This window comes from Lactobacillus sp. (genome assembly GCF_051893255.1).
Taxonomy (GTDB): domain Bacteria; phylum Bacillota; class Bacilli; order Lactobacillales; family Lactobacillaceae; genus Lactobacillus.
In genome coordinates this window covers 13,906-22,014 of the sequence record NZ_JBJFHB010000090.1, presented here as the reverse complement: position 1 = coordinate 22,014, position 8,109 = coordinate 13,906, and the positions used below count along the sequence as shown (strand labels likewise).

Here is an 8,109-nt window from a genome sequence, read left to right as displayed (position 1 = left end):
GGCGCTATCCTATACAATATAAGCATACAAACAGTTATATTTAGATAGAAAGTAGGCTACAACCATGGGATTACTAACACTCATCATCGGTTTGGTAATGCTGGTTAACCCCAGATTGGCAACCGAAAGTTCTAAATTATAGTTAAAAGGTCTAGCGCGAGCTAGGCCTTTTTTATATGAAAAAGTTGGTTAGCGTTCTCGTTTCTTTAGTATAATTAGGTTAGTAATTACAGGGAAGTGAGAATAATGAATAAATTAGCCAAGTGGTGTATCTGGCTAAGAAGAAGATCTTTCTTTAGAGTGGTGCAAAGAACCTTCGCGGTTCTAATGCCGATTGCAACCATTGGGGCTTTTTTCCAGGTCTTGCAAGACAGCATCTTCTCTCCAGATAGCTTCATTTACAACTTGTTTGACTTTGATAAGATTATGAGCGACCGGTTTTGGGATATCGGCATGTCCTTGTCCCAGTGCGTGGTCGAGGTCATTTTCAATCTTTTTGGCATCTTTGCGGTTTATTTCGCGGCTTCTTTTACGGCAAAAATCTACCGCAAGGATGCCACGATGGCTGGGATCAGTGCTGTGACCACCCTCTTGATCATGCTCTATTTGCTGGAACTGGCCATCACCGGCCGGATTACCTTGATCGGCAGCAACTTCTTGAGCATCCAGTACTGCTTCTTACACCTGCTGATCGGCTACGGGGTGGGGCAGGTCTTTCACTGGTTGGGGAGCGACTATGAGCATGTTGACTACGAGCACACCAAATTAGTCCAAGACCGGGCCCTGAAGGCAATTAAACCGGCCTTTGTGACTATTTTAGGCGGGATTATCCTGGGCGGCGTTTTATACGGCATCCAGTGGAAGAGCAGCGCTAACGTCAGCTTAAGCGGCGTGATGTCGCCAATCGAAAACTCCAACAATTTGCTAGTGACGGTACCGATGACGGGGCTGGCGGCCCTGTTAGACTGGCTGGGGATTGGGACGCCCATGCAGGACTTAGGCAATATCTCTAGTTCAGCGGCGGCCACGGCTAACCTGACCTATGTTTTAATGAAAAAATCTATTTGGAAGATTCCGTATCCATACCTAGGCAGCGCTTTGGTTCACAGCTACGGCGTGATGGGCGGGTCCGCAGCCCTGCTGGCCTTGGCTGTCGCCATCCTGCTTTGGGGCAAGCAAAGAGAACCTGAAGTAGCGGCTAAGCTCAACTTATGGCCGCTGCTCTTTAACTCCTCTCGCGGCTTTTTGGTGGGCTTGCCGGTGATCTTAAATCCGGTCTACCTTCTGCAGCTGGTCTTGATTCCCATGATCAACATGCTGCTGGCAGCCTTGGCCATCACCATCCACCTGATTCCAACGCCGGTTTATACGGCCTTAGCCGGAACGCCTGGCTTGCTGGTGCCATTTTTTGCCACGAACGGCAACTGGCCGACTCTGATCTTTACCTTTGTCCTCTTCTGCCTGGACGTCGCCTTGATGATTCCAGCTGTTAAATTGGACAACCGGGCCGGCAAGCTGCTGAAAGAATATGAAAAGGAGGATGAGACCCATGCCTAAGAGCCGCAACTGGAAACTGATCATCATGGCTCTGGTCATCATCATCCTCTTGGCCATTCCTGGCTATTCCTGGATGAAAAAGACCAACAAAGAGCACGCGGAACGTCAACGCTCCACCTTGTCACCAGTCATCATGGTGCCGGGGTCTAGTGCGACCATCAACCGCTTCAACTCGCTGGTCAAGCTGCTGAACCAGAAGACCCCATATAAGCACAGTCTGCTCAAAATTGAGGTTGAAGAAGACGGAACCCTAACTTATTCCGGTTCTATCAAGAAGGGCGATAATGAGCCTTTTATCGTGATCGGTTTTCAAAACCGCCACGACGGCTATTCCAATATTAAAAAGCAGGCCGGTTGGCTGGACGATGCCTTCTACGAGATTTTTACCAATTATAAATTCAACAATTTCAAGGCCTTTGGCCACTCAAACGGTGGGCTGATCTGGACTTATTGGCTGGAGCACTACTATAGCGACTACAAGTCCGACGTCAAGGTGAAAAAGCTGATGACGCTCGGGTCGCCTTACAACTTCAGTGAAACTAATGTTAAGAAAAAGACTCAGATGCTAAGCGATTTTATCAAGTATAAAAAGCGCCTGCCAAAGAGCTTGATCGTCTACTCCTTGTCAGGGGGGCAAAGCTACGAATCTGATGGCTTGGTGCCAGAAGCCAGCGTCGAAGCGGGTAAGTACATCTTCCAAAATCAGGTCAAGTCCTACACGGCCATGACGGTTACCGGTGAAGATGCCCAGCACTCCAGCCTGCCGCAAAACAAGCAGGTCGTGAAGATCATCAAGCAGTACCTTTTGGACAAGCAGCGCAAAGTTGGCCCCAACCAGCAAAAGACCAAGCGCTAAGGCGAATCGTTAGTCACGCTCGCTTTTTTGCCGTAAAATAGTAGGCAAGAACTTTTTAGCAAAAATCAAAGGACAAATACATGAAAATCAAGTTGATTGCAGTCGATTTAGATGGAACCCTGCTGACCTCTAGAAAAAAGGTCAGTGAAAAGACCCTAGAAGCCTTGAAGAAAGCCCGGAAAAACGGGATTTACGTCGTGCCCCTGTCCGGCCGGCCCCTTCCTGGCGTCCTCAAGGTCTTTGAGCCCTTTGATTTTGCCCCTGACGACAACTATGCGATCTGCTACAACGGTGGCTTGATCCAGCAGCTGGATGGTCAGGTGATCTATGCCAATCCCTTGAGCCATGAGAACGTGCAGCACATGATTGCCCTAAAGCGGAAGGGGATTTTTGGCCCCTACTTCATGGACACCAAGGACTTTTACGTGGCGCCGGGGGCGAGTGCTTTTGGCGTCAGCTTTATCGCCAAAGCTCGCAATATGGGCGTGAAGAAGATGGAGCCAGGGAAAAAGTACGAATTCATTAAGGGCGAATTCGTCTCCTTGCCAAGCAAGATGAAAAAGTTCCGCGCTAGTCTGTCTCCAGAAACTGAAAAAGAATTTAACATCTCTGCTTCTGGCGGCCAGTGTCTAGAGTTCAACACGCCGGACGTGTCCAAGGGGGCGGCTTTGACTCAGCTTTTGGACTTGTTGAACATTCCGGCTAACGAAGCCATGGTTTTTGGCGATAACAACAATGACCTGTCGGACTTTGAACTGCCAGAGGTCTTCAAGGTCGCCATGGGCAACGCTATTCCGGAGATCAAGGAGCGGGCTGACTACGTGACCGCAAGCAACAACCAGGATGGAATCGCGCAAGCAATTGAGAAGTTTGTAGACCTGCAGGAGAGTAAACGATGAAAAAACCAGTGATTGGGATTTCAGGATCAGAAGTAACCATTCAAGCCGGACCCTTTATGGGCGAACCGCGAACTTACGTTAACGCGGCATATGTGGACTCAGTCTACCAAAACGGCGGGATTCCCTTGGTGATTCCTTTTACCAAGGGCGGGGAAGAGATGGCACTTGAACAGATGAAGCTGGTTGACGGCTTGATCTTGTCAGGTGGCCATGACGTTGATCCCCACCTCTATGGCGAGGAAGTTGACCAAAAGAGCGGGGCTACTTGGCCGGACCGGGACCAGTTCGACATTGCCCTGCTCAAGGCCGCAGAAGACGCTAATAAGCCCGTCTTGGGCATTTGCCGCGGGGCCCAGGTAATTAACGTGTCTCACGGCGGCAGCATGTGGCAGGACCTGTCCTTGCGCCCTGGCCACACCCTAAAGCACATGCAGGCGACCCGGCCAGACGTGGGCACCCACTTGGTCAAGATCAAGAGCGGCACCAATCTGGAAAAAATCATGGGCCAAAGCAGCCTGATGACCAACTCCTTCCACCACCAGGTGATCAAGGAAGTGGCACCAGACCTGGTTGAAGCAGCCACGGCCAGCGACGGGGTGACTGAAGCCCTGGAAAGCGATGATGGCCAAGTAATTGCCGTTCAGTGGCACCCAGAAGAAATGCACGCAAATCCGGCGCCAGAAGCGGCTATCATGAACCGCCTCTTTAAGAACCTGATTGACCGGGCCAGTGAAGAAAAGTAAGCCGAAAATTTTTTAAAGCAAATCACGCGTTCCTCAAGATCATTGAGGGACGCGTATTTCTTTATTTATGAATGAAAAGCTAAAAGCAACTGACAAAAATATGAAAATAGGGGATAATGAAACTATTGTAGTTGTCAGAAGCAGTGTGTTACACGTGGAACATGGTTGAGAAAATGAATAAAAGAAAAGGAATTATCTTAGCGATTGTTGGCGCAGCCTTGTGGGGAACTTCAGGCACGGCTGCCGAAATGCTTTATCAAAATCCCAATATCAATACCTTCTGGCTAGTCGGCGTCAGATCCTGGCTGGCGGGTTTAAGCCTCTTAGCGATCTCCTTTTTGACCAAGGGGAAGAAGACCTTAACTATTTTCCAAGACAGGCATGACTTGCTTTCCGGTATCTTGTACGCGATTTTTGGCATTTTAGGGGTCCAGTTCACCTACTTTTACACGGTCAAATCTTCTAATGCGCCAACGGCGACCGTCTTGGTCTTCTTGGCCCCGGTTTTGGTTATTGCCTACATGGCCCTGAAGAGCCGGCAGCTGCCGCGGCGGATTGACCTGATTTCCATTGCAGTAGCCATTATCGGTACGGCTATTTTGGTTACCAACGGCAATTTTTCAAGTCTGGCTGTCAGCCCTAAAACCTTGATCTGGGGCTTCTTCAGTGCCTTGACCCAGGCGATTGCGGTTGTCATGCCGGCTAAGCTGTTTAAAAAGTACAGTACGATGACTATCCTGGCCTGGGGCCTGCTCTTAAGCGGGATCCTCTTTACGCCCTTCATTATTTTCATGCCAGCCCAGCACGTGACCTTCAAAGAATGGACCTTGGTCATCTACATTGTCATTGCTGGCACCATTTTGGCCTACAGCTTGTACTTATCCAGCGTGGTTTACATTTCGGCTGGTCTTGCCAGCATGCTGGAAGCCTTTGAGCCGCTGGTGGCCACAATTTTGTCAGTGGGGCTGCTGGGCAGCGACTTTGGCATCATGAAGATGGTGGGCGGGAGCTTGATTATTTTTGCCACCTTCTTGCAGGTCATTCCTAGCCCGCGCCCGGGCAAGCTGCACCGCAATCGCCTTTAATATTTTTTATGCATTTTGCTAAAAAAGCCCGCCATTACGGGCTAAATTGTGTTAAAATCGAGGCGATGATTTAATCATTAACATGGGGGAAAATTATAATGAACGATGTATTAGATGCCAGGACCGGGGTCAAGGATACCCTGCCCACGGTTCTAGGTTATATTGGCATCGGCATGGCCTTTGGGATCATCGCCCACACTAACGGCTTTAGTCCCTTAGAGACCCTGCTGATGTCCTTGATGGTTTATACCGGCTCTGGCCAGTTTGCTCTGGTTAGCATGTTGCCAGCTGGCAGCAGTTTGCTTTCAATGTTTATGGCTGTGTCCTTGATGAGCGCCCGGATGCTGCTGATGTGCATGACCTTGGCGCCCAAATTTAAAAAAGAGAAGCTGGCTAAGAACCTTTGGCTGGGCTTTTTAATCACGGATGAAACCTTTGCCCTGGCCATCACCAAGCTGAATTACACCAAGGGCAAGTTAAATTACGACTGGATGAACGCGTCCAATATCGTGGCCTATGCCGCTTGGACCCTGGCCGGGTTAGCGGGCTGCCTGTTGGGCAACCTGGTGTCTGATACCAAGGCTTTGGGGCTGGACTATGCCGTTATCGCCATGTTCTTGGGGCTGCTCTATTTGCAGCTGATCACCGACCAGTCGCTCAAGATTGAGCTGCAGTTGATTATGATCGGGGTCACCATGGTTTTGACTTATATTGGGATGATCATTTTGCCAGCCAGTGCCACCACCATCGTCGTTACGGTTGTCAGTTGTTTAGTAGGAATGGGGATCAAGCATGTCTATTTCAAGTAAAGTATTTATCACTTACCTGGTTTGCGGCACGGGCCTAGCGGCTTTACGCTTAATGCCTTTTTTACTGCTAAAAAAATTCAACCTGCCCAAGCCGGTCGTGGAATTCCTGGAATTCGTGCCAATTGTCATCATGACCACCCTCTGGTTCAGCAGCTTGTTTACGGCTAAGCAGGGCCACTTGCCGCAAATTGACTGGCAGTACGCGATCGTGACGATTCCAGCCTTGATCACCGCCTACTTCACCCGCAGCTTGATGTGGATCGTGGTGGTTGGCGTGGCCAGCCTGGCCTTAATCAGATTGATTTAAAAAGGGGACTCAGGCCGAGTCCTTTTTTCATGTCGCAAATTTTTTCTAAAAATCATGCCAAAAAGACTTGCAATTTTCTGAGAAAGAGATTAAAGTATTATACAAGTTAAGAAACAAAGACAAACACAATAAAGAACAGAGTAGCGTTGAAGAAGTCTCACAGAGAGCCGCGGCAAGCTGGGAAGCGGCAGACGGAAGCAAACGTGAAAGTAAGTTCTTTCGTGGTTAATGCGACGCTTATGCGAAGTGTTGACTGGGTTCGCCCTTTACAGCGACAACGTCTTGGCCGGGTGGCCAGCACGGGGTAAGGCTATTTTGGTGACAAAGTAGCGAAGTAAGGTGGTAACACGCATAAGCGTCCTTGTAGAAGCAGAGCTTCTACAAGGACTTTTTTTATTTCTTAGCAACTCGAGATTAGCTAATCTTCAAAAATTGTAAGCAGATTTTTTGAGGAGATTTACCATGAAAAAACTATCATTTAAGCAGTATTTGTTAATTGCTTCCCTGATTTTCGGGATGTTCTTTGGGGCTGGGAACCTGATTTTCCCGGTTCACCTGGGTCAGTTAGCTGGCAAAAACTGGCTGATCGCTGCGATCGGCTTCATCATTTCTGGGACCTTGATTCCCTTGGCCGCCTTATTGGCCCTGGCTGTGACTAGAGCTGACGGGATCTTTGGCCTAGCGCGTCCTTTGGGTAAAAAGTTTGCCTTGGGCTTTTTAATCCTGGTTCACCTGACCCTGGGGCCACTTTTTGCAACGCCAAGAACGGCGACGGTTCCTTTTTCCATGTTCTCTAGCCACTTCTCTAAGGGGATGCAGCCAATCGCCTTGCTGATCTACTCTGCCATCTTTTTTGGCCTGGTTTACTACTTCTCCCTCAGCGAAGGCAAGATCACGGAAAGAGTTGGGAAGATGCTGAACCCAGCCTTCTTGGGCCTCTTGTTTATTATATTCTTCATCGCCTTGATCAAGCCAATGGGGGCTACGAGCACCACGGCCGCAACTAGCGACTACCTGAAGGCGCCAATGATCAACGGCTTTTTGCAAGGCTACAACACGCTGGATGCCTTGGCAGCCCTGGCCTTTGGGGTTACGGTTGTTACCGCGATTCGGTCATTTAAGATTAAGGAAGGCAAGGACACGTCTATTGCCTTGGCCAAAACTGGCCTAATGAGCTTCTTGGGCATCGCCTTGATCTACCTGTTTTTGACCCTGCTAGGCGCAACCAGTCTGCACTACTTCAAGTTGTCAGCTAACGGCGGGATTGCTTTTGCCCAAATCGCCAACCACTACATGGGCACCTTTGGTGAAGCCCTTTTGGCAACCTTGGCTACTATTACCTGCATGTCCACCGCGATTGGCTTGGTTGTTGCTTTTGCCCAAGACTTCCACAAGCGGTTCCCAAAGATCTCTTACCGGACTTTCTTGACCTTTAACTGTGGGATTTCCTTCATTATCGCTAACTTCGGCTTAGATACTATCATCTCTTGGTCAACCCCAGTTTTGATGTTCCTCTACCCACTGGCCATCGCCTTGATCCTGTGCGGTCTGTCCAGCAAGCTGTTTAAAAACGACAGCCGGGTTTACAAGTGGACGGTTAGCTTGACCATTATCCCAGCTCTCCTGGATGGGCTAAACGCAGCTCCAGCTGTGCTTAACCAAAGTGCTTTTGCCCAAAGCATCTTGACCTTTGCCGGCCGCTACATTCCATTCTTCAGCTATGGCATGGGTTGGTTGACCTTCGGCATCGCCGGTTACCTGATCGGCCTGGGCATCCACTTTTTCAAGCTGTCAGCTGAGCCAGCTGGTGAAGCTGCCTAACTTTCCAAATTGTTGGTAAATCTCTATATTTT

8 protein-coding genes are annotated in these 8,109 nt (G+C 49.3%); all 8 read left to right on the top strand.

Features of this window, described 5'->3' with window-relative positions:
• Window positions 1–246 precede the first annotated feature (246 nt).
• The 8 genes from ACI4WN_RS08605 (at window position 247) to brnQ (ending at window position 8,077) form a co-directional block, all read left to right on the top strand.
• Window positions 247–1,557, top strand: a complete 1,311-nt coding sequence (locus ACI4WN_RS08605) for a PTS sugar transporter subunit IIC (protein WP_439777826.1) — start codon at window positions 247–249, stop codon at window positions 1,555–1,557.
• Complete coding sequence (locus ACI4WN_RS08600; protein WP_439777825.1) at window positions 1,550–2,413, top strand: alpha/beta hydrolase; 864 nt, start codon at window positions 1,550–1,552, stop codon at window positions 2,411–2,413. The genes ACI4WN_RS08605 and ACI4WN_RS08600 overlap by 8 nt, the downstream gene beginning before the upstream one ends.
• Before the next feature lie 80 nt (window positions 2,414–2,493).
• Window positions 2,494–3,312, top strand: coding sequence for a Cof-type HAD-IIB family hydrolase (locus ACI4WN_RS08595; RefSeq protein WP_008461064.1), 819 nt, complete (start codon window positions 2,494–2,496; stop codon window positions 3,310–3,312).
• Window positions 3,309–4,055, top strand: a complete 747-nt coding sequence (locus ACI4WN_RS08590; RefSeq protein ID WP_439777824.1) for a gamma-glutamyl-gamma-aminobutyrate hydrolase family protein — start codon at window positions 3,309–3,311, stop codon at window positions 4,053–4,055. Before ACI4WN_RS08595 ends, ACI4WN_RS08590 begins: the two co-directional genes overlap by 4 nt.
• Before the next feature lie 173 nt (window positions 4,056–4,228).
• Window positions 4,229–5,140, top strand: coding sequence for a DMT family transporter (locus ACI4WN_RS08585; protein WP_439777823.1), 912 nt, complete (start codon window positions 4,229–4,231; stop codon window positions 5,138–5,140).
• Between the two features lie 98 nt (window positions 5,141–5,238).
• On the top strand, window positions 5,239–5,949 hold the full coding sequence (locus ACI4WN_RS08580; protein WP_008461078.1) for an AzlC family ABC transporter permease: 711 nt from the start codon (window positions 5,239–5,241) through the stop codon (window positions 5,947–5,949).
• The gene (locus ACI4WN_RS08575; protein WP_439777822.1) at window positions 5,933–6,256 is read left to right on the top strand and encodes an AzlD domain-containing protein; all 324 of its coding nucleotides are present in this window, start codon (window positions 5,933–5,935) and stop codon (window positions 6,254–6,256) included. The genes ACI4WN_RS08580 and ACI4WN_RS08575 overlap by 17 nt, the downstream gene beginning before the upstream one ends.
• 462 nt (window positions 6,257–6,718) lie before the next feature.
• Window positions 6,719–8,077 (top strand): branched-chain amino acid transport system II carrier protein, encoded by a 1,359-nt coding sequence (brnQ, locus tag ACI4WN_RS08570; protein WP_439777821.1) that lies wholly within the window; start codon window positions 6,719–6,721, stop codon window positions 8,075–8,077.
• The last annotated feature ends 32 nt before the right edge of the window (window positions 8,078–8,109 follow it).

What these genes read in the sequence shown, in the direction of transcription:
- ACI4WN_RS08605 (WP_439777826.1), top strand. Translation starts at nt 247, where the DNA reads ATGAATAAATTAGCCAAGTGGTGTATCTGGCTAAGAAGAAGATCTTTC.
- ACI4WN_RS08600 (WP_439777825.1), top strand. Translation starts at nt 1,550, where the DNA reads ATGCCTAAGAGCCGCAACTGGAAACTGATCATCATGGCTCTGGTCATC.
- ACI4WN_RS08595 (WP_008461064.1), top strand. Translation starts at nt 2,494, where the DNA reads ATGAAAATCAAGTTGATTGCAGTCGATTTAGATGGAACCCTGCTGACC.
- ACI4WN_RS08590 (WP_439777824.1), top strand. Translation starts at nt 3,309, where the DNA reads ATGAAAAAACCAGTGATTGGGATTTCAGGATCAGAAGTAACCATTCAA.
- ACI4WN_RS08585 (WP_439777823.1), top strand. Translation starts at nt 4,229, where the DNA reads ATGAATAAAAGAAAAGGAATTATCTTAGCGATTGTTGGCGCAGCCTTG.
- ACI4WN_RS08580 (WP_008461078.1), top strand. Translation starts at nt 5,239, where the DNA reads ATGAACGATGTATTAGATGCCAGGACCGGGGTCAAGGATACCCTGCCC.
- ACI4WN_RS08575 (WP_439777822.1), top strand. Translation starts at nt 5,933, where the DNA reads ATGTCTATTTCAAGTAAAGTATTTATCACTTACCTGGTTTGCGGCACG.
- brnQ (WP_439777821.1), top strand. Translation starts at nt 6,719, where the DNA reads ATGAAAAAACTATCATTTAAGCAGTATTTGTTAATTGCTTCCCTGATT.